Source organism: Klebsiella sp. S69 (genome assembly GCF_016516145.1).
Lineage (GTDB): Bacteria > Pseudomonadota > Gammaproteobacteria > Enterobacterales > Enterobacteriaceae > Klebsiella > Klebsiella oxytoca.
In genome coordinates this window covers 1-19,278 of the sequence record NZ_JACVUU010000025.1, presented here as the reverse complement: position 1 = coordinate 19,278, position 19,278 = coordinate 1, and the positions used below count along the sequence as shown (strand labels likewise).

At 58.4% G+C, this 19,278-nt stretch carries 17 protein-coding genes; 5 read left to right on the top strand and 12 right to left on the bottom strand.

Going from position 1 to position 19,278, the window contains the following annotated elements; translation table 11 throughout:
• Positions 1 to 60: 60 nt before the first annotated feature.
• From IAE27_RS22410 to IAE27_RS22355, 12 genes are all read right to left on the bottom strand, one after another.
• The gene (locus IAE27_RS22410) at positions 61 to 939 is read right to left on the bottom strand and encodes an SMP-30/gluconolactonase/LRE family protein (RefSeq protein WP_004115225.1); all 879 of its coding nucleotides are present in this window, start codon (positions 937 to 939) and stop codon (positions 61 to 63) included.
• 13 nt (positions 940 to 952) lie between these two features.
• Entirely contained in the window at positions 953 to 2,290 is a 1,338-nt protein-coding gene (locus tag IAE27_RS22405; RefSeq protein ID WP_200092878.1) for an MFS transporter, read from the bottom strand.
• Between the two features lie 135 nt (positions 2,291 to 2,425).
• A complete protein-coding gene (locus IAE27_RS22400; protein WP_004105426.1) occupies positions 2,426 to 3,616 on the bottom strand; it encodes a thiolase family protein in 1,191 nt (396 codons plus the stop codon).
• Between the two features lie 11 nt (positions 3,617 to 3,627).
• On the bottom strand, positions 3,628 to 4,362 hold the full coding sequence (fabG, locus tag IAE27_RS22395) for a 3-oxoacyl-ACP reductase FabG (RefSeq protein WP_050534237.1): 735 nt from the start codon (positions 4,360 to 4,362) through the stop codon (positions 3,628 to 3,630).
• Positions 4,363 to 4,364: 2 nt separating this feature from the next.
• Positions 4,365 to 5,966, bottom strand: a complete 1,602-nt coding sequence (locus tag IAE27_RS22390; protein WP_200092876.1) for an acyl CoA:acetate/3-ketoacid CoA transferase — start codon at positions 5,964 to 5,966, stop codon at positions 4,365 to 4,367.
• On the bottom strand, positions 5,963 to 7,519 hold the full coding sequence (locus tag IAE27_RS22385) for a class I adenylate-forming enzyme family protein (RefSeq protein ID WP_004105421.1): 1,557 nt from the start codon (positions 7,517 to 7,519) through the stop codon (positions 5,963 to 5,965). Before IAE27_RS22385 ends, IAE27_RS22390 begins: the two co-directional genes overlap by 4 nt.
• Before the next feature lie 249 nt (positions 7,520 to 7,768).
• Positions 7,769 to 8,158 carry a VOC family protein gene (locus IAE27_RS22380; RefSeq protein ID WP_004105420.1) on the bottom strand — a complete coding sequence of 130 codons (390 nt, stop codon included), beginning with the start codon at positions 8,156 to 8,158 and terminating at the stop codon, positions 7,769 to 7,771.
• A 1-nt stretch (position 8,159) separates the two neighbouring features.
• On the bottom strand, positions 8,160 to 9,494 hold the full coding sequence (gene fucP / locus IAE27_RS22375) for an L-fucose:H+ symporter permease (protein WP_004105419.1): 1,335 nt from the start codon (positions 9,492 to 9,494) through the stop codon (positions 8,160 to 8,162).
• A 36-nt stretch (positions 9,495 to 9,530) separates the two neighbouring features.
• Positions 9,531 to 10,472: a ribokinase gene (locus tag IAE27_RS22370; protein WP_016809705.1), complete on the bottom strand. Its 942-nt coding sequence runs from the start codon at positions 10,470 to 10,472 to the stop codon at positions 9,531 to 9,533.
• A gap of 11 nt (positions 10,473 to 10,483) precedes the next feature.
• The gene (gene alsE / locus IAE27_RS22365) at positions 10,484 to 11,173 is read right to left on the bottom strand and encodes a D-allulose 6-phosphate 3-epimerase (RefSeq protein ID WP_049128271.1); all 690 of its coding nucleotides are present in this window, start codon (positions 11,171 to 11,173) and stop codon (positions 10,484 to 10,486) included.
• A gap of 109 nt (positions 11,174 to 11,282) precedes the next feature.
• Positions 11,283 to 12,083 carry a DeoR/GlpR family DNA-binding transcription regulator gene (locus IAE27_RS22360; protein WP_004105414.1) on the bottom strand — a complete coding sequence of 267 codons (801 nt, stop codon included), beginning with the start codon at positions 12,081 to 12,083 and terminating at the stop codon, positions 11,283 to 11,285.
• A gap of 27 nt (positions 12,084 to 12,110) precedes the next feature.
• On the bottom strand, positions 12,111 to 12,392 hold the full coding sequence (locus IAE27_RS22355) for a hypothetical protein (protein WP_166643866.1): 282 nt from the start codon (positions 12,390 to 12,392) through the stop codon (positions 12,111 to 12,113).
• 54 nt (positions 12,393 to 12,446) lie between these two features.
• On the opposite strand from IAE27_RS22355, the gene deoC reads away from it, so the two are divergent.
• The 5 genes from deoC to IAE27_RS22330 all read left to right on the top strand — a co-directional run bounded on the left by deoC (position 12,447) and on the right by IAE27_RS22330 (position 18,954).
• Entirely contained in the window at positions 12,447 to 13,196 is a 750-nt protein-coding gene (deoC, locus tag IAE27_RS22350) for a deoxyribose-phosphate aldolase (RefSeq protein ID WP_200092874.1), read from the top strand.
• Positions 13,197 to 13,249: 53 nt separating this feature from the next.
• Positions 13,250 to 14,755: a xylulokinase gene (locus IAE27_RS22345; protein WP_115239242.1), complete on the top strand. Its 1,506-nt coding sequence runs from the start codon at positions 13,250 to 13,252 to the stop codon at positions 14,753 to 14,755.
• 61 nt (positions 14,756 to 14,816) lie between these two features.
• Positions 14,817 to 15,590 (top strand): DeoR/GlpR family DNA-binding transcription regulator, encoded by a 774-nt coding sequence (locus IAE27_RS22340; RefSeq protein WP_016809708.1) that lies wholly within the window; start codon positions 14,817 to 14,819, stop codon positions 15,588 to 15,590.
• Positions 15,591 to 15,997: 407 nt separating this feature from the next.
• A complete protein-coding gene (locus tag IAE27_RS22335) occupies positions 15,998 to 16,729 on the top strand; it encodes an arginine ABC transporter substrate-binding protein (protein ID WP_016809709.1) in 732 nt (243 codons plus the stop codon).
• Between the two features lie 674 nt (positions 16,730 to 17,403).
• Positions 17,404 to 18,954, top strand: coding sequence for a peptide MFS transporter (locus tag IAE27_RS22330; RefSeq protein WP_004115211.1), 1,551 nt, complete (start codon positions 17,404 to 17,406; stop codon positions 18,952 to 18,954).
• The last annotated feature ends 324 nt before the right edge of the window (positions 18,955 to 19,278 follow it).

Genomic DNA, 19,278 nt, shown 5'->3' with positions numbered 1-19,278 from the left:
TGTCAGGGTCAGAGTCAGTTCGCCGGGTATTATTGTTATCGCGGCGAGCCGGAGGTTCGCTTAGCCGGCAAAACGCCGTTCCGCTACGCCGGTCACGCCCAGGTCGTACAGGGCGAACAGGCTGCCGCGCAGCTGATTATCTTCCGGGAAGCGCGGGAGGGGCGGCTGCGCCATTGAGGTGACGTACAGCACGTCGAGGTTTTCGCCGCCGAACATAACGCTGGTCACTTTTTTCACCGGCATCTCAATGATGCGATCGACCTTGCCCTCCGGCGTGTAGCGCACCAGCTTGCCCGCGTAGACCAGCGCGTTCCACAGATAGCCTTCGCTGTCCACGGTGGCGCCATCCGCCGCGCCGCCTTCGCTGCTATCGACACGGCAAAAGACTCGTTCTCCGGAGAGATCGCCGGTCGCGGTGTTGTAGTCCCAGGCGCAGATTTCGCCCGTCCAGGTATCGGCAAAATAGAACGTCTCGCCGGAGGGGCTCCAGCAGGGGGCGTTAGAGACGATGATATTTTTCTTCAGCACGTGTAGTGACAGATCGGCGTCCAGGCGATATAGCGCGCCGCTCGGCTCCTCTTCACGCATATCCATCGATCCGAACAGAAAACGTCCCTGACGATCGACTTTGCCGTCGTTGAGCCGGTTAAAGGGCCGGTCCGCTTCCGGATGGTGCAGCAGCGTCAGCTCGCCGCTGGCGAAGTCGAGCAGATGCACGCCATTCTGTAGCGCCACCACCGCGCCTTCGCCGTTCTGGCGCAGAGCGAACGAGCCAATTTTCTGCCGCACGTCCCAGCTCTTAATCGCGCCGCCCTGCGCGTTACAGGCGAACAGGCGCCCGTCGAGGCTGTCCACCCACCAAAGACGCTGCTGTTCGACATCCCAGACCGGGCTTTCGCCGAGTCGAGTTTTTAAATCCAGTAAGACTTCGATGCGCATAAGGACCTCCTGATTACGCTTTTTCGCCGCCGGCTTGTTTTGCCGATGCTCTGCCAGGGGATGACGAACTTTTGATGAACAGAGACACCAGCGCGCCGATGATCAGTAGCGCGACGGCGAACCATAAGCCGGACGTTGCCGCGCCGGTGCGATCCTCAAACGCGCCGAGAATAAACGGCCCGAGAAAGCCCCCGCACAGCCCGAGGCAGTTAAGCAGGCCGAAGCTGCCCGCCAGCATATGCCCGCTCATGATCGAGGGGAGCCAGTTAAAAATGATGGATTGCATGGCGAAGAACATGAAGGCGGCCAGCGAGAAGCCAAGCAGCGCCACGCCGTGGCCGGCAATCGCGCCAATCGCCATGCCGGTCGTCATGACCAGATATCCGGCCATCAGCATGCTGCGCGAACGCTGTTCCGTCCGGGCGAAACGCGGCAGCAGGATCCCGCCAGCGGCGGCTGCGATCCACGGGATGGCGGTCAGCAGACCGATCTGCAGCGGAGTCAGCTGGCCCCAGCTACCGATGATCCCCGGCAGGAAATAACTCAGGCCGTAAACCGAAAACTGATGGGTAAAGTAAATCAGCACCAGTAACAAAAACACCCGGGTGGTGAGCGCGGTTTTCAGGGAAAAACGGCTTGGCGTATGGCGCGTCTCCTCGGCTTCTTTCTCCAGTACCGCGTTGATAGCCTGCACGTCGTCGCTGTCCAGCCAGCGGGCGTCGGCCGGTTTATCCGGCAGTCTGCGCCAGACGACGAAAGCCAGCGCTATCGCGGGCAGCCCTTCGATAAAGAACATCCACTGCCAGCCGTGCCAGCCGGACATTCCATCAAGGCTTAATAACAAACCGCCCAGCGGCGCGCCGATAATGTTGGCCAGGCAGACCCCCAGCAGGAACAGACCGGTGGCTTTAGCGCGCTCTTCGCGGCCAAACCAGAGGGTCAGGTAGTAAATAATGCCTGGATAGAGCCCCGCTTCGGCGGCGCCGAGCAAAAGGCGCATCACGTAAAAGGACGTAGGCCCGGTGACAAACGCCATACCGCAGGAGATGATCCCCCAGGTGATCATGATGCGGGCGATCCAGCGCCGCGCGCCAATCCGGGTTAAAAACAGGTTGCTGGGGATCTCCAGCACCGCGTAGGTGAGAAAAAACAACCCGGCCCCGAGGCCGAATGCGGTTGCGGAAAGGCCGATATCCACCGACATGGTCGCTTTCGCCATGCCAATATTGGTACGATCAATAAAGCTGATGATGTACGCCACGATAAGCAGCGGCATCAAATGGCGGTAGATCTTTTTATGGGTGCGCTGTAGCGGCGTCCCGTTTACCGCCTTTTCATTTATTGCGGACATGGTTATTATTTCCCCGTATTCGTGGTCAGAAGCCTTGCCGGGATCGAGACGATCCCGTTCGTCAGCTCACAGGTTGTCGCCGGGTGCTGACCCGAACGACGCCCGGCCCGAAGCCCCACTTCGGGCCGTCTTTTCCTAAGCGCCTTCGCGCTCGAACAGCATAGAAATCCCCTGGCCGCCGCCGATGCACATGGTGACCAGACCGGTGCGCGCGCCGCTGCGCGCCATTTCATACATCAGTTTGACCGGCAGGATCGCACCGCTGGCGCCCACCGGGTGGCCGAGGGCGATCGCGCCGCCGTTGACGTTAACGCGGGCTGGATCGAGACGCAGATCGTTCATCACCGCCAGCGCTTGGGCGGCGAAGGCCTCATTGAGTTCAATTAAATCGATGGCGTGAACATCCATATTGAGACGATCCATCAGGCGTCGGGTGGCGGGAGAGGGACCAAACCCCATAATCTCCGCGCCGCAGCCGGCGACCGCCCAGCCGCGAATGCGCATGCGCGGAGTTAAGCCGCGCTGTTCCGCCTGCTGGCGGGTCATCATCACCAGCGCGGCCGCGCCGTCGTTAATGCCGGAGGAGTTGGCCGCCGTCACCACGCCGTCGGCTTTAAATGCCGGACGCAGCGCGGCGAGCTTTTCGCGCGGGGTGTCGCGCGGGTGTTCATCGGTCGCGAACAGGCGGGTCGCTTTTTTGCCGTCCGGCACCTCAAGGGCCAGAATCTGCTCGCGGAAGCGATCCTCAGCGATCGCCTTCAGCGCCTTCTGCTGGCTCGACCAGGCGAAATCGTCCATCGCTTCACGGGTAATACCGAAGCGTTGCGCAACGTTTTCCGCCGTGATGCCGTTGTGATAAGGCCCTTCCGGCCAGGTGAGGATGGAGATCAGTCCATCTTCCAGCTCGCCGTGGCCCATGCGATAGCCATCGCGCGCTTTGCGCAGGTAGTAGGGCAGCTGGGTCATATTTTCCGTTCCGCAGGCGACGACCACCTCGGCCTGGCCGCTTTGCAACTGCATCATGCCGTCCGCCAGGGCCTGAAGTCCGGAGCCGCACTGGCGGTTAACCGAATACGCGGTGCTCTCCTGCGGGATCCCCGCCCGCAGCTGGCAGATGCGGGCGATAAAACCGCTTTCGGCGATTTGCCCGACGTTGCCGACGATCGTTTCGTCGATATCCTGCGGCGCAAGTCCGGCGCGGGCGATCGCTTCGCGAATGACCGCTGCTCCGAGGTCATGCTGGTGGGTATGCTTAAGACTGCCGTTAAACGTGCCAATAGCGGTACGGACGCCGCTGACAACCACAATATCATTAGCCTGTGTCATCGTTTTTCTCCTTACAGCACCATGCCGCCGCCGACGTTAATCACTTCACCGTTGATATAGCGCGCGCCGTCAGACGCCAGAAACGCCACGCACTCGCCAACGTCTTTCGCCTCCCCGGCGTAGCCCGCAGGGATTTTGTTGATCATGATTTGCCAGACGTTTTCCGGGACGCCGCGCGTCATATCGGTATCGATAAAGCCCGGGCAGATGGCATTAACCGTGACGCCTTTTTTCGCCAGTTCGCGGCAGGCGGTTTTGGTCATTCCCACCACGCCGGCTTTTGACGCCGAATAGTTGGTTTGTCCGACGTTGCCAAGCCAGCTGGCGGAAGCGATATTGATAATGCGGCCCGCGCCGCGCTCGCGCATGCGGATGGCGGCCTGCTGCATACAGAGAAAAGTGCCCTTCAGATTGACATCGATCACCGTGTCCCAGTCCGCTTCGGAGAGTTTGTGCAGCATGGCGTCGCGGTTGATTCCGGCGTTATTCACCACAATATCCACCGGGCCAAACGCCTCTTCGGCCAGGGAAAACAGCGCTTCGACCTGCGCTTTTTCACCGATATTGCAGCTGATAAACAGCGCCTGTGCGCCCGATTCGCGCAGGGACGCGGCGGCGGCTTCGCCGTGCGCGTCGCGATCGGCGATGATCACTCGCGCGCCTTCCCGCGCAAGCACCTGAGCAATGCCAAAGCCGATACCGCGCGCGGCGCCGGTAACAATGGCGGTTTTACTGGCAAGTTTCATAGCTAATTTCCTTGTAAGTCAGAGGATGAATTCCGGGACAGATGTTCCGCGAGGCCGCAGGGCTGCGGGGTGAACAAGCGACTGTCCATAACCTGAAGATCCGCGGCGATCGCCGGACGAAAATCCATATGCGCCAGGATGTCGCGCTCAAGATCGATACCGGGGGCGATTTCCGTCAGCACCGGCCCCTCCGGGCGTAGTTCGAAAACTGCCCGCTCAGTGACGTAATGCATGGTTTGTCCTTTGGCGCGGGCCAGCTCGCCGTTGTAAGAAATCTGATTAACCCCGGCGACGAATTTACGTACCTCGCCTTCGTGCCGGATATGCAGGGCCCCTTGTTCACAGGCGATCTCCAGCCCTTTGGCGGTAAAAGAGGAGCAGAACACGACGTGGCGGGCATTCTGGGTGATATCGATAAAACCGCCCGCGCCGGGGCAGGATGCGCCGAGCCGCGTGGCGTTGACGTGGCCGTGCGGGTCCATCTCGCCGGCGCCCATAAAGGTGATATCGACCCCCGCGCCGTTGTAATAAAGCATTTGATCCTGGTGGCTTATCATCGCGCTCAGGTTACGACCAATGCCGAAATCAACGCCGCCCGCCTGCTGCCCGCCGTAGATCCCTGATTCCACGGTGATGGTGACCTGCTCGCCGAGCCGTTCTTCGTGAATGATGGCGCCAATAACATCGTTGGGAATGCCGGTGCCGAGATTGATGACGCAGCCTGGCGTCAGGTAGCGGCAGGCAATTCGCCCGATAAGCTTGCGCAGGTCGAGCGGCAGCGGCGCGTTCTGCGCGGCGGGTAGCTGGATATCGCCGCACAGCGCCGGATCGAAGTCCCAGCTGGAGGTCTGGCGATGATCCGCTTGCGGCTCTTCGCACACCACAATGGCGTCGATCAGGTTGCCGGGAACGGTGATGCTTTTCGGATGCAGCGAGCCTTTCGCCACGCGATATTTCACCTGCGCCAGCACCTTCGCCCCATAGCGTCTGGCGGCGAGAACCGCGTGCAGAACTTCCAGCTTCATCACCTCTTCATCGGTCGTCAGGTTGCCGTCTTCATCAGCATGGGTGCCGCGCACAATAACCACGTCCAGCGGAATGGCCGGGTAGAACAGATATTCGTCGCCGCGAAACGTCACGTGCTCGATCAGATCGGACCGTTCGCGGGTGCGGGCGTTCATCCGCCCGCCTTCCATGCGCGGATCGACAAAGGTACCGAGCCCGACGGGGGAAAGCCGCCCGGTAAGCCCGGCGGCCATCGCGCTATAGAGATGGACGATCTGCCCCTGCGGCAGGCACCAGGCTTCCACTTCGTTGTTGTTGATCATCGCCATCCAGCGCGGCGCCAGGCCCCAGTGCGAGCCGATAAGCCGCGTCACCATACCCGGATGGGCGAAGTGCTGGATGCCGCGCTGGCGATCGCTTTGCCCAGCGGCATGCAGCAGCGTCAGGTCGCGCGGTTCGCCCGCGGTCAGAAAGCGCGCTTCGATAGCGCTTAAAATGGACTCCGCCGCGCCGATAAGCGTCATCCCGACGGTACAGACGGTATCGCCGCTGGCGACCCACTGCGCCGCTTGATGGGCGTCGATAAATTTGCTGCTCACTTTTTATCCTCCGTTGATAGCGTGATGATGGATTCCGCGAGGCGCGTTTTGAGCTGTTGTTTGCTCACTTTTCCGTTATGGGTACGCGGTAAAACGCGGGTGAAAATAATGCGCGCCGGCAGCTTAAAGCGGGCGATTTTGATCTTTAGCCAGCCGAGGATCTCTTCGCTGGTCAGGTGGTGCTGGCCGTCCGGCACGATAAACGCCACCGGCTCTTCGCCATAGACCGGGCTGGGGGTCGGGATCACGGCAACTTCCCGCACTCCCCGATAGGTAGAGAGGATGTTCTCCAGCTCCAGCGAGTAGATCTTCTCTCCGCCGCGATTGATCATGTCCTTGCTGCGGTCTTTGATGTACAGCCAGCCTTCGTCGTCGAGATAGCCCAGATCGCCGGTACAAAACCAGCCCTGCGCATCGCAGCTCGGGCGTCGTTCGCTGTGCTGCCAGTACTCGCGGATCACCACATCGCCTTTTAGCCAGATATGCCCGATTTGCCCGGCGGGGAGGGGCTGCTGGCGATCGTTGCGGATCGTAATGGCGAGGCCGGGGATCGCCTGGCCCGAACTGCCGCATTTATCGCTGCCCCAGACGTCGCCCGGAAAAATCGTCGCGGGCGAGGTCGTTTCGGTGAGACCGTAGATCGGCTGAATCGCCGTATGCGGAAACAGGGTTTTTAACTCGTTGATCAGTCCGTCGCTCAGGTGGCCCGCGCCGCAGGCAATCGTGCGTAGCGCGGGAAAATCGCCCGGATGGCTGGCGCTCTGCTCGCGCGCGGCCTGGCACAGCAGGATAAAAATGGTTGGCGAGCCGTGCAGAAAGGTAATGTTCTTCTCGCGCAGGGTGTTGATCACCTGCGGGGCGTTGAACCGGTGCTGAAGCCAGATGCTCGCGCCGAGGCTAATAAACAGCGCCAGCAGCGCCGACAGGCCGGTGATGTGATAGATAGGTACCGCCAGAATGGTGCTATCCGCGGCGGTGAGATTCAGTTTTTGCGTATAGGCGTCAATCGCGCAGAGCAGGTTATTGTGCGTGATAATCGCCCCTTTCGGCTCTCCGGTGGTACCGGAGGTGAACATCATCACCGCCGTATCGTCGCGGTTAACCGGGACCGGCTGGCGGGTCAGCGGTTCGGGAAGTGAGAGCGCCTGCCATTCGCTGAGTGAAACCGCGCGCGCGTCGGGGGTGTGTTTCAGCCAGTCCTGTACGGTCGCATCGAACAGCACGACCCGCGGGGCGATATGGCCCACCAGCTCCTCGCTCTCGGCCTGCTTAAGCTTAGTGCTGAAAGGCACCACTTCGATGCCCAGACCAAGCGCGGCAAAAAGGACTTCGCAAAAAGCGGGATGATTCCCCCAGGCCAGCAGGATTCGGTCGCCTTTGCGCAGCGACCAGACCTGGTCAAGCTGCGCCATCGCTCGCTGTACCCGCAGGTGAAAATCGCGGTACAGATAGCGCCGATCCTCAAACGCCAGCGCCAGGGCATCCGGGCTACGGGCGGCGCTGTGGCTCAGGGCCTGGTACAGATTCTGGAAGTCGGCGGAGGTGCTGCTCATTTGTCTCTCCTGATATTACGTATTGACTGGAAGTAGTCTGGGGAAATTCAGGAGAGGAAATTGCCGAATGGCTCACAATAGAAAATCAACAAAACAGAAGCAATTTTGTAACATTGCACAATAGGCAGGAGAGGCCGGGTGGGGGGGAGAAAATCTGGAATCAGGCAGGCTTTTGTAAAGCCTGAGGAAGCCCGCTTTTAGACCCGTATTAACCGGGCCTAAAAGGGAGAAGGGGATCAGGCCGGCCGCTTAGCGCTTAAAGGCATCGAACTCGAGCCGTTCGCCATCGGGGCCGCGAATAAGCAGGAAGCGCACGTTGTCTTCTTCTATCGGCCCTTCATCGAGCGGATAACCGAGCGCCGCCAGCCGCTGCTGCACCGCATCCAGGTCGCGGACTTCCAGCGCCAGATGATCGATACCGCAGCGAGGAGCGTCAAAGGGCGTTCCTGCGGGAAGCTGATACAGCTCGAGGACGGCGCCCGCCATTTCCAGGAACGCGACTTCAATAGTGCCCTGCGGCGACGGCTTGCTAAACCGCTGCTGGCGCTGAAAGCCCAGCGGTTCATAGAAGGCAAGCGAACGCGTTAAGTCACTGACCTGATAGCCAATATGAGCAATCGTGTTGATAAGTTCGCGCATGTTATACCCCCTTACGCACGCACCAGAAACCGTAGAAAGCGACATACACAAAGCACAGGAGCGGAGCGATAAAGGCGATTTGCATATTGCCGCCGTTCATATCCGAGATAATGCCCATCACCAGCGGAATAACGGCCCCGCCGATAATCGACATCACCACGATCGAGCCTGCGGTCTGGGTATCTTTCCCCATCCCTTTGATGACCAGACCAAAGTTCGTCGGCCAGCATGGCGCCATACAGAAGCTGACCAGAATGAGCGCATAGACCGCCAGCATTGAACTGCTGAATACGGCAACCAATAAAAGGACAGTGGCGGCCAGGGCAAAGCTACCGAGCAGCAGCGCCGGGTTCAGGCGGTTCATCAACCAGGTGGCCACGGTTTTACCCACAGCGTAAATCACCAGAGAAGCCAGCAGCCAGTAAGTCGCGGAGTGCTCGCTGGTGCCCTGCTGCACGAGCTGCACAAAGCGAATCGTGAAGCTCCATACGCCAACCTGGGCGCCGACGTACAAAAACTGCGACAGGATCCCGAGGCGAAAGCGCGGGATAGCAAACAGGCGTTTCAGCGTAGGTCCCATGCTTTCCGTCGGGAGTTGCTGCTGCTGAGAGGGCGTGCCCTTGCACGACGGGAATTTAATAAACACGAACACCAGCGCCAGCACCACCAGCACGGAGCCGATAATCAGATAGGGTCCGACCACCTGGCCGACCATTTGATGGCGCGCAGCGTCCGCGGCGGCGGCGGGCATCGCCAGCAGCTGTTCATGGCTCGGATCGTTCTCGCCAAACACCATCACCTGGCCAATCAGCACGCCGGAAATCACGCCCAGCGAGTTGAAGATCTGCGAAAAGTTAATGCGCTGGGTGGACGATTGAATCGGGCCCAGCAGGCTTGAATAGGTGTTTGCCGATGTTTCCAGAAAAGAGAGTCCGCAGGCGATCACCCCCAGGCAGGCGAGGAACGCGCCGTAGGTCATGATCTGCGCGGCCGGAACGAACAGGAAGCAGCCGAGGGCGTACAGGCACAGCCCAATAATGATCGCCGCTTTATAGGAATAACGCTTTATCAGCGCCGCCGCAGGCAGGGCGACAAAAAAGTAGCCGAGGAAAAAAATCGACTGCACCAGCGCCGTCTGGGTATCCGTTAAATCGAAGCCCTTTTTAAACTGGGCGATCAAAATATCATTCAGGTTGCCCGCCATCCCCCATAGCGCAAACAGGCAACAGACCAGTAAAAATTGCAGCCAGGGGGTATGCGGTAAATACGCGCTGGTGTCCAGTTTTTCATTGTGGACCGCCGCTTTATCGACCTTATCCGTGATTAGCGTACTCATTGAGCTATCCTCTTAATGGTTTTTATACAGTAGGGTTTATGCCATTTCATAATCAGAGGCGGCACGCAAAAGCCGTTCTCGTGCCTCCTGGTACTCAGGTAAAGATGATGCTCCCTGCTTTTCGACGCTGACGGCGGCGTAGGCCGCCGCAAATCGGGCTGCGGCATGCAGCGGCTCGCCGCAGGCTAGTCGCGCCGCCAGCGCGCCGTTGAAGGCATCGCCCGCGCCGGTGGTATCGCGGGGATGAGAAGGAAAGCACGGAATAGGGGATTTCACGCCCTGCTCGCTCAGCAGGGCGCCCTTTGCGCCGAGGGTGATAATGACGTTGCGCGCGCCCTGAGCATGCAGCGCATCGGCGGCCTCGGCCGCGGCCGCCAGAGAGTCAACCCGGCGCCCGGTCATTAACCCGGCCTCCGTGGCGTTCGGCGTGAGCAGATCCACTTTGCTTAGAAAGGCGTGCTCAACGGGCTGCCAGGGCGCAGGATTGAGCACCACGAAGGCCCCGGCCTCTTTGCCGGCGTCAACGACCTGCTCAATGGCGGAAAGATTGTTCTCCAGCTGAACCAGCACCACATCCGCGCAGCCGATAGCGGGAATGCAGCCGGCGATTTCATCATCGGTCACCGTCATATTCGCGCCGGGGTCGACGGCAATCATGTTTTCGGCATCATTGCCGGCCACATAAATCAGCGCGTTGCCGGTGGGGACGTCTTCGGCGACCAGCAGCGTCACGGCATTGAAGCCCACGCCTTTCAGATGACGGCGGGCAAAATGGCCGAAGGTATCATTGCCAATCTTGCCGATATAGTGGACATTCGCCCCCGCTTTTAGCGCGGCAGTGGCCTGGTTCGCCCCTTTCCCCCCGGCGCTGGTCATACTCCCACAGGCCACTAATGACTCGCCCGGTACCGGAAAGCGCTCCACCCTGGCAACCATGTCGAAATTGAATGAACCAAAAACACAGACTTTTCCTGACATCATTCGCTCCTTTATACGAGCTCGGGGGAGTGCAGCGCGGCGGACAGATCGCGGGACATTTTTTCCCAGGCCTGCTCAAGCGGCATATCCGGGCGGAATAAACCGCTGCTGCCCATGATCAATATCTGCGCCCCGGCTCCCAGCAGCTCGCGGTAGGTGTTGCGATTGCATGAGCCGTCGACTTCCAGCAAGAAGCTGAGGTTGCCGCTCTCTTTTAGCTGATGAAGCTGCGCGATTTTGGCGAGCATTTCGGGAATAAAAGGCTGACCGGCATAGCCTGGATCGACGGTCATCACCGTCACCTTATCGAGCAGATGCAGATAGTGCTGGATGCTCTCAACCGGCGTGGCGGGATTGAGCACCACGCCCACCTCTTTCCCCGCCTGGCGAAGCATATTGATGAGCCGGAAGGCTTCGCGGCAGATGGTTTCCGGATGCAGTGAAATAGCGTCAGCGCCGGCTTCTATCAGCGACGGGATAAACGAGGCGGGCTCTTCGACCATCAGGTGGACATCGATGGGAAGCGATGTGTAGGGACGAATTTGCGCCACAAAGCTGGCCGATAGCGCCAGATTTTTGACATAGTGGCCGTCCATTATGTCGACATGCAGCCTGTCGGCTTTGCCGTTTAAAAAGTGCAGCTGTTCCGTCAGCTTCATCATGTCCATACACATGAGCGAGGGAGAAAGGTAATAACGCATAAGGCCTCATTTATTCCGGTAGTGGCTGATTTCAGGCAAAGTCTGGCCCTGCCGCGGGAAGCAGCGTTTCGACATTGCGCGTATTAACCGTCACGTCATGACGGCGTACTCAGGCGATTTGTAGGCCGACGTTATGCCAGGTCATCTCTTTTTCCAGCAGCGGATCGACAAACTTTTCGGTCACCAGACAGTCCAGCTCGCCCAATCCGCCGATGCGCGCGACGCCTGTTCGCCCCAGCTTGCTGCCGTCGACCAATGCCACGGTCTGACGGGCCGCCAGCATCATCTGTTTCAGCAGCGCAGCGTGGGCTTCCGTACCCGCATATAAGCCGCTATCGCGCTCCAGACCCTGGCAGGAGAAAAAGAGGGTATCGATGGCATACTCGCGCAGCGTTCGTGAGGCAGTTTCACCGAAGAACGACTCTTCGGTCGGGGAGAAGTCGCCCCCCAGCCCCACGAGATGCAACGAGCGTCGGCTCATCAGGGTTTGTAAGATGCGGATGGAGGGCGTAATAACCGTTAACGCCATCTCCGGCATCTGCCGGGCCAAAAACCAGCTGGTGCTGCTGCCGTCCAGGACGATGGTCTTTCCCGGCTGGAGAAACTGCAGCGCTTTACGGGCAACGCGCATTTTGCCTTCGCTGTGCAGCAGCGTTCTTTGCTGAAAGCTTCCCTGGCTATCTTCGACCGGCAGGGCGGACGCTGCCGCTCGGGTCGTCGGCAGCGGGTTTTCCGCCGCCAGCGCTCCGCCGTGGCTCCGATTTAAGATCCCTTTCCGTTCCAGCTCGCTCAGATCGCGGCGAATTGTTTCCCTTGAGACCCGAGTCGCTTGCGCAATCTCATTCACCCGCATCACGCCGCGTTGGCCCAGCAGTTCAACAATCAAACGATGACGTTCCAGCGGCAACATAGCTCTCTCCTGAAGTACATAATCAGATTACCTTTCCCTTGCGCAGGGCGTTGAGACCTCGGGAATGTCCGGCGAAGGCGAGCTTTTCGCTGCCGGACAGTGTGATAGCGCACGCATTTCGGCTGCACTGCCGCCAGCGTTTTTGCTATCTCGCCCGCTATTCAGGCATAAACAAAAACAAACAAAAATAAATGCAATATTGCCTTTGCGCCCGTTTATGACCGTTTGCGCCCGCTCTGCGAGGGTACTGTTCATTTCTTGCCTGCTAATTAAAAACAAATGAAAATAAAAAAATGCTAAATCGATCACGTTATTTTCATTTTATGCGTTTTTAAATGGATTTAAGCCGAATAACAGCATTAAATGAAAGCAATTGAAAGCAAAGAGCAGGATAAGACCATGAATGAAACAACCCGTCGTTTTGCACGTTTAGTTGACCTGAGCGCAGTCCAGGCCACCAGTACCGAAGCGGACGTTCGCGCCTGCGCCGAGCTGGCTGCCCGATACAACATTATTTCCGTCCACGTTCTGCCCTGCTGGACGCGTTTTCTCAGTACGTTGCTGCCGCAGCAGGGCACGGGAGAGGTGATGATTGGCGGGCCGGTCGGTTTTCCCGGCGGCGGGCATGCCACCGACACCAAGGTTCAGGAGGTGCGCCAGCTGATTGCCGACGGCGCCCGCGAAGTGGATATGGTGGTGAATATCGGCAAAGTGTTATCCGGTGATTATGACTATGTGCGCGAAGATTTGCGCCGCGTGGTGGAAGCCGCCGCCCCGGTACCGGCTAAAGTGATCCTCGAAACGCACTATCTCAATGAGGAGCAGATTCGCCGCGTGTGCGATATCGCCGTAGAGGTGGGGATGAAGTGGGTCAAAACCTCTACCGGCTGGGCGCCCACCGGCGCCACGGTGGAAAAAGTCAGCATCATTGCCGACCAGCTTAAAGGCCGAATCGATATCAAAGGGGCCGGAGGCATTCGCGATCTGGCCACGGTGCGCGCGCTCTACCAGCTTGGCGTCCGCCGCTTTGGCATGAGCCATGGCGCAGTAACAAAGGTGCTGGCTGAACTGGAGCAGCATCCGGAACGTTTTCCCGAGCTGAACGCCGATTAAACTGAGAGACCGCGGGCCTGATGGCCCGCTTTAAGACGTCACCGGAGTCAGTGATGAAAGATAAAATACTCACGATTGATGTTGGCACTGGCAGCACCCGCGCCGCTATTTTGCGCATTGACGGCGCGATGATCGGCTTTGCGCAAAGAGAGTATGAGCAAACCACGCCGCGTGCGGGTTGGTCAGAACAGGCCCCGTCTTTATGGTGGCAGGCCGCCTGTGACTGCATACGCGAGGTGCTTTACCGCTATCCTGAAACGGCTGCGCAGATTGCGGTTATTGGCGCCTGCGGGCAAATGCACGGTACCGTTCTACTGGACGATCGCGGCGAGCTGGTGGAGGACAGGGCGCTGCTGTGGAATGATAAGCGCAGCCAGCCGCAGGTGGATGCCTTTAGCGCGCGCGAAGGGCGGGAGAAGTGGCTGGCGCATTTAAATAATCCACCCGCGGCGGCGTGGCCCGCTTTCAAATTAGCCTGGTGGCGTGAACATCACCCGGAGCGCTGGCCGCAGCTCGCCAAAGTGTTAATGCCGAAGGACTATATTAATTTCATGCTGACCGGCGCCCTGGCGACCGACTATAGCGAGGCGTCCTGCTATTTCCTGATGGACAGCGAAACCCGCGCCTGGTCTTCGCAAGCCTGCGAAACGTTTGGTCTGCGGGTCGATCAGCTACCGGATCTTAAACTTTCCAGCGACATAATCGGCCAGGTGACCCCACGCGCAGCCGGCCTGACGGGCCTGCCGGCGGGTATCCCGGTGGTTGCCGGTACGTCGGATATGGCGGCCTCTTTACTGGGTTCGGGAGTGTATGAACCGGGGATGGCGTCCGACTCTACCGGCACGTCGACGCTGATTACGGTGGTATCGCCGCGGCCGTTGCGCCATCCGTTGGTCAATAACCTTCATCTGGCTAACGCGGCCTGGGGCGGATTTACGATTCTCGACGCCGGCGGCGATGCCGTCCGCTGGGCGCGGCTGGCGCTGGCCGATAACCAGATTACGCATCCGCAGCTTTTGCAGGAAGCGGCAGCGGTGCCGGCGGGCGCGGAAGGGCTGCTCTTTCTTCCCTATCTGACCGGAGAACGCCTGGCCGAACACACGAACTCGCGGGCGCAGTTTTTCGGCCTGCAGCGTAAGCATCGCCGCGGTCATTTATTCCGCGCGGTCCTGGAAGGGGTGGCCTTTGCGTCCTGGCGCAATCTTCGCCAGCTGCAGGCGTGCGGGCAATATCCGCAACAAATGATCGCTTCCGGCGGCGGCGCGCGCAGCCCGCTGTGGCTTGAAATCAAAGCCGCGGCGTACAATCTTCCGATATTATCTACGCGCAATCAGGAGAATGGCGTCACCGGATGCGGTATTATCGCCGGGGTTGGCGCGGGGCTGTACGCCGATTTTGCCAGCGGCGTGCGCCAGACGGTGCAGTTCGACACACTGATTTCGCCAGATCCCCGTCTGCGGGATTATTACCACGCCTGCAGCGAGCTTTTTGATACGCTGTACCGGCAATCCGCCGCCTTATACGACAGGCTGGATGCGCTCAGCGTGGGACCCGACTGATACGCAAAGGTAAGCCAGCGCCGCATCGCGCGTAACGTGCCGTAAATAAGAGAGAGGCAGAATGTTTGCAGAAGAAAGACAGGAGAAGTTGCTCAGTATTCTCAGGGAAAAACGCAAAGTGGCTGTTTCTGAGATGTGTGACGTCTTTAATGTATCTGGCGCCACCATTCGTGCCGATCTCCGCCAGCTGGAAGATGAGGGGCTGCTGACCCGTACCCACGGCGGCGCCGTTCTTCGGACGCGGGCGAGCTTTGAACAGGCCTCGGACGCGCGCGAAATTGTTAACCTCAGCGCGAAAGAGCGGATCGGCCAGCGCGCGGCGGCGCTGGTTGAGGATGGCGACATTATCGTGCTGGATACCGGTACCACGACTTTGCATATCGCGCGCAATATTCGTGACCGACAGAACGTTACGGTGGTCACCAATGATTACCAAATCGCCCGCGAGCTGGAAGCCAGCCCCTCTATTCAAACCATTCTGCTGGGTGGGATCGTCAAGAAGGGATACCACTGCGTGGTGGCGATCAACGGACGTTCCATACTTGATACCCTGAACGTCGATAAAGCGTTTATGGGCGCCAATTCGCTGTCGCTGAAACACGGCGCCTGCGTGGCCGATATCATGCTGGCAGAAACGAAACGCGGCATGGTTGAACACGCCAGTCAGGTGATTATCGTCTGCGACTACAGCAAGCTGAATAATACCTCGCTTGCCCAGTTTACCGCCGCGGATCGTATTGATACCGTGGTGGTGGATCGTCTGCCTGATGACGTTCAGGCGTATCGTCATGCCGGCATTCAGGTGATCTCTCTGGATGAAGAGGCGCATCTCTAGCGTGCGGTTCCGGCGGCGCTAATTTAGCGGGAGAAGACGTTTTATTTTACGCGTTGCCTCTGTGGTAAAACTTTTCTCTTTATTAAATGCGTAACGACCTGTCTGGGTTGGGGGCAGCGCCTCCTCTCTGGCATATTCTGCTGTGATGCCTGCGGTAACCCACGGATATGATTAACGAATTTCCTCCGAAAAGCCGGGGGTAATCTACAGAACCCGCGCCACTTCATGTATGATTTTTCTCCCCGTTCGGGCGGCTGCGCTGATTTTCACCGGCCGCGCGCCGAGCGGTCGATCATTGCGGATAATGATTCAGGCGAAGAATATGATTCATCGCCAACGATAAATAACAATCCCGACCATCTTTCAGAACGCTGAATTATCGTGAGGGCATCACAGGGAGCATGACTATGAAAGGCGCTTATCTCGCACTTGCGCTCGGTTTATTTACCGGTTCGGCGCTGGCGGCCGAGCGGGTGATCCATTTTGGCACCAGCGCAACCTATCCGCCGTTTGAATTCGTCGACGGCAATAATCAGGTGGCGGGTTTTGATATTGATATCGCCAGAGCGGTATGTAAGGAGCTACAGGCTACCTGCAGCTTCACCAATCAGAGTTTTGATAGCCTTATTCCGGCACTGCGTTTTAAGAAAATGGATGCGGCGATCGCCGGGATGGATATCACGCCGCTGCGTGAGAAGCAGGTGGATTTTTCGACGCCGTACTTCAACGAACTGTCGGCGGTGGCGGTCGTGCGCAAAGATACCTTCCACACCTTTGCCGATTTAAAAGGCAAGAAGCTTGGTCTGGAGAACGGCACTTCCCATCAGCGCTACCTTCAGGATCGCCATCGTGAGATTGCGTCGCAGGCCTATGACAGCTATCTGAACGCGCTTGTCGATCTGCGTAACGGGCGGCTGGACGGCGTGTTTGGCGACGTATCGGCGATGAAAAACTGGTTAAAGGAAAACCCGGATTTCGTCATCATGGATGAGCGCGCCACCGACCCGGAGTATTACGGCAAAGGGCTGGGCATTGCGCTGCGCAAGGGCAATCCGCTGCTGGCGGAGATCAACCAGGCGCTGGAGAAAGTGATGGCTTCCCCTGAATACAGCGAAATTAAAGATCGCTGGATTAAATAATCCAGCCGATAGCGACCGGGAGTCTTAACTATTCTGCGTCACGCCCGCTCCGCCAGGACCGGGAACGATCCGTGACGCATTTGTTTTATATGCCAGTAAAACCTCTTCCTGTCGCTTAAAACGTCGTAATCCCTTCTTCGCCTCTCTGGCGCCCGGAATAGCGACTTTATAGCCGAATTTATTCTTCTCTTCGCCACGCGGGGACGGGCGGTGCGCCACCTTCGCTTGCTGGCAGCGGATAGCGGATTATTCGTTCTTGCGGGTAACGTTTTCTTCACAATGACAATTGTGCATTTTATCGCTCTTTCCCCTCGCTGAGCATCTCAGGCATGTATTTATTAAGGTTATTGGTAGACAACAGCGTCGGCTGAACGGCACGGATAGCTATAAAAATAATTATATTTAACTGTTTGTTTTATAAATAAAAAGATATCTAAGATGCTCTGTTTTATGATGTCAATCACATTTCATCTCTCGCCAACTTTAAATCTGTAAAAGTAGACGTTTGTCGACTTTTCATCTAAAAAGTTGGGGGAAGGGACTAGACAGGACCATTATTAGGTTATCAAATGGTTAAATAACGTCACATTAAATGTGAATGATTGGCCTTGTGTATAAAAGGCCAACACGCTTTCCGCTGCGCTAAAGCGCTGCGGACATCTTTGGGAGAAGTTATGCATTCCTCTGTTAATAAAAATGAATCTCGGACCTTTTTCGGTCATCCTTACCCGCTCGGTTCGCTGTTTTTCACCGAAATGTGGGAACGGTTCTCGTTTTACGGCATTCGTCCATTACTGATCCTGTTTATGGCGGCCACCGTCTATGACGGCGGGATGGGGCTGGCGCGTGAGAACGCTTCGGCCATCGTCGGGATTTTTGCCGGGACCATGTATCTTGCCGCGCTGCCCGGCGGCTGGCTGGCGGACAACTGGCTCGGGCAACAAAAAGCGGTCTGGTATGGTTCGATACTGATCGCGCTGGGCCATCTCTCCATCGCGCTGTCGGCGGTGATGGGCGATAGCCTGTTCTTTATCGGCCTGATGTTTATCGTGCTCGGTTCCGGCCTGTTCAAAACCTGTATTTCGGTGATGGTTGGTACGCTGTACAAGAAAGGCGATGCGCGCCGCGATGGCGGCTTCTCGCTGTTCTACATGGGCATCAACATGGGCTCGTTTATCGCCCCGCTGATCTCCGGCTGGCTGATCAAATCCCACGGCTGGCACTGGGGCTTTGGCATCGGCGGCATCGGGATGCTGGTCGCGCTGATAATCTTCCGCGTCTTTGCCGTCCCGGCGATGAAACGCTATGACAGCGAAGTCGGCCTCGATTCCACCTGGAATAGCCCGGTAGTGAAACGAAACGGCGTCGGCGCATGGCTACTGGCGCTGACGGTAGGCGTAGCGGTTATTGTCGCGTTGATTGCCCAGGGCGTTATCGTGATTAACCCGGTGGCGGTGGCCAGCGTGCTGGTCTACGTGATTGCGGCGTCGGTGGTGCTCTATTTTATCTACCTGTTCGTCTTCGCCGGGCTGAGCCGTAAAGAGCGCGCCCGCCTGCTGGTATGCTTTATCCTGCTGATTTCGGCGGCCTTTTTCTGGTCAGCGTTTGAGCAGAAACCGACCTCGTTTAACCTGTTCGCTAACGACTATACCAACCGTACGATCGGCTCGTTCGAGATCCCGGCGGTGTGGTTCCAGTCGATTAACGCCCTGTTTATCATTCTGCTGGCGCCGGTATTTAGCTGGGCCTGGCCTGCGCTGGCGCGCAAAAACGTACGTCCGAGCAGCATCACCAAGTTTGTTATCGGTATTTTGTGCGCGGCGGCGGGCTTTGGCCTGATGATGCTGGCGGCGCAAAATGTCCTGAGCAACAACGGCGCGGGCGTTTCGCCGATGTGGCTGGTGGGCAGCATTCTGATGCTGACGCTGGGCGAGCTGTGCCTCAGTCCGATTGGTCTCGCGACCATGACTCTGCTGGCGCCGGAAAGAATGCGCGGCCAGATGATGGGGCTGTGGTTCTGCGCCAGCGCCCTGGGGAACCTGGCTGCGGGTCTGATTGGCGGTCACGTGAAAGCCGATCAGCTGGATATGCTGCCTGACCTGTTTGCACGCTGCTCCATTGCGCTGCTGATCTGCGCCGCGGTGCTGTGCCTGCTGATTGTTCCGGTGCGCCGGATGCTGGAAAACACCAAATCCAGCGAGCAAAAACCGGCGGCGAATGCCTGACGGCGAAAGCGGTAAATAAAAAGCCGGCGCTCTGCGCCGGCTTTTTATTGGTCAAACCCCGGATTGCGGCGCGAAGCGCCTTATCCGGGCTACCAGACCTGCAGGCGGCGATGAATCGTGTGGGCTACCGGTCCGCAGACGGTGGTGAATCGTGGGGGTTACCGGCTTACAGACGGCGGTGAACCTGTAGCCCGGGCAAGGCGCCTTAAGCGCCGCCCCCGGGAGCGGGGCGCAGTGCGGCAGAATTTCCCGGAGGCGATGCTGCGCATCTGTCCGGGCAAGGCGCGTTAAGCGCCGCCCCCGGGAGCAGGGCGCAGTGCGGCA

Bases quoted from the DNA above. Each gene is read 5' to 3' on its own strand.
- IAE27_RS22410 (WP_004115225.1), bottom strand. From the start codon at position 939: ATGCGCATCGAAGTCTTACTGGATTTAAAAACTCGACTCGGCGAAAGC.
- IAE27_RS22385 (WP_004105421.1), bottom strand. From the start codon at position 7,519: ATGAGCAGCACCTCCGCCGACTTCCAGAATCTGTACCAGGCCCTGAGC.
- fabG (WP_050534237.1), bottom strand. From the start codon at position 4,362: ATGAAACTTGCCAGTAAAACCGCCATTGTTACCGGCGCCGCGCGCGGT.
- IAE27_RS22330 (WP_004115211.1), top strand. From the start codon at position 17,404: ATGCATTCCTCTGTTAATAAAAATGAATCTCGGACCTTTTTCGGTCAT.
- deoC (WP_200092874.1), top strand. From the start codon at position 12,447: ATGAAAGCAATTGAAAGCAAAGAGCAGGATAAGACCATGAATGAAACA.
- IAE27_RS22380 (WP_004105420.1), bottom strand. From the start codon at position 8,158: ATGCGCGAACTTATCAACACGATTGCTCATATTGGCTATCAGGTCAGT.
- IAE27_RS22405 (WP_200092878.1), bottom strand. From the start codon at position 2,290: ATGTCCGCAATAAATGAAAAGGCGGTAAACGGGACGCCGCTACAGCGC.
- IAE27_RS22360 (WP_004105414.1), bottom strand. From the start codon at position 12,083: ATGTTGCCGCTGGAACGTCATCGTTTGATTGTTGAACTGCTGGGCCAA.
- IAE27_RS22400 (WP_004105426.1), bottom strand. From the start codon at position 3,616: ATGACACAGGCTAATGATATTGTGGTTGTCAGCGGCGTCCGTACCGCT.
- IAE27_RS22335 (WP_016809709.1), top strand. From the start codon at position 15,998: ATGAAAGGCGCTTATCTCGCACTTGCGCTCGGTTTATTTACCGGTTCG.
- IAE27_RS22345 (WP_115239242.1), top strand. From the start codon at position 13,250: ATGAAAGATAAAATACTCACGATTGATGTTGGCACTGGCAGCACCCGC.
- IAE27_RS22340 (WP_016809708.1), top strand. From the start codon at position 14,817: ATGTTTGCAGAAGAAAGACAGGAGAAGTTGCTCAGTATTCTCAGGGAA.
- alsE (WP_049128271.1), bottom strand. From the start codon at position 11,173: ATGCGTTATTACCTTTCTCCCTCGCTCATGTGTATGGACATGATGAAG.
- fucP (WP_004105419.1), bottom strand. From the start codon at position 9,494: ATGAGTACGCTAATCACGGATAAGGTCGATAAAGCGGCGGTCCACAAT.
- IAE27_RS22370 (WP_016809705.1), bottom strand. From the start codon at position 10,472: ATGTCAGGAAAAGTCTGTGTTTTTGGTTCATTCAATTTCGACATGGTT.